The following is a 1,056-nucleotide window of genomic DNA, read 5'->3' on the forward strand; positions in this document are numbered from 1 at the left end:
CAAAGTCATTCCACTGCGATCCATACGCAGAGTAGTCTGTTTTTTGACCTCCCCCRTRABDGGCACTCACAAGACCGTATCACAAAAAAATACGTTTTAAAGTCTTGAAGAGTGAACAACAGTTAATTCATTACGAACTAATTAGTCAGAATTCTTTGAGCATCAAACTTTGAATTGAAGAGTTTGATCATGGCTCAGATTGAACGCTGGCGGCAGGCCTAACACATGCAAGTCGGGCGGTAACAGGAAAGCGCTTGCGCTTTTGCTGACGAGCGGCGGACGGGTGAGTAATGTCTGGGGATCTGCCCGAGGGCGGGGGATAACCACTGGAAACGGTGGCTAATACCGCATAATGTCGCAAGACCAAAGTGGGGGACCTGAAAGGGCCTCACGCCGTCGGATGAACCCAGATGGGATTAGCTGGTAGGTAGGGTAATGGCCTACCTAGGCGACGATCCCTAGCTGGTCTGAGAGGATGACCAGCCACACTGGGACTGAGACACGGCCCAGACTCCTACGGGAGGCAGCAGTGGGGAATATTGCACAATGGGCGCAAGCCTGATGCAGCCATGCCGCGTGTATGAAGAAGGCCTTCGGGTTGTAAAGTACTTTCAGCGGGGAGGAAGGATTTAGCTTGAACAGAGTTGGATTTTGACGTTACCCGCAGAAGAAGCACCGGCTAACTCCGTGCCAGCAGCCGCGGTAATACGGAGGGTGCGAGCGTTAATCGGAATGACTGGGCGTAAAGCGCACGCAGGCGGTCAATTAAGTTAGATGTGAAATCCCCGGGCTCAACCTGGGAATGGCATCTAAGACTGGTTGACTGGAGTCTCGTAGAGGGGGGTAGAATTCCATGTGTAGCGGTGAAATGCGTAGAGATGTGGAGGAATACCGGTGGCGAAGGCGGCCCCCTGGACGAAGACTGACGCTCAGGTGCGAAAGCGTGGGGAGCAAACAGGATTAGATACCCTGGTAGTCCACGCTGTAAACGATGTCGATTTGGAGGTTGCGGCCTTGAGCTGTGGCTTCCGAAGCTAACGCGTTAAATCGACCGCC

Annotated in this window: 1 rRNA gene; it reads left to right on the plus strand. The window is 53.0% G+C overall.

The window, feature by feature from the left end:
• Nucleotides 1-171 precede the first annotated feature (171 nt).
• Nucleotides 172-1,056 (plus strand): 16S ribosomal RNA (locus C6H66_RS25355); the annotation flags it as partial.

It is taken from the genome of Photorhabdus hindustanensis (assembly GCF_002968995.1).
GTDB classification, from domain to species: Bacteria; Pseudomonadota; Gammaproteobacteria; order Enterobacterales; family Enterobacteriaceae; genus Photorhabdus; species Photorhabdus akhurstii.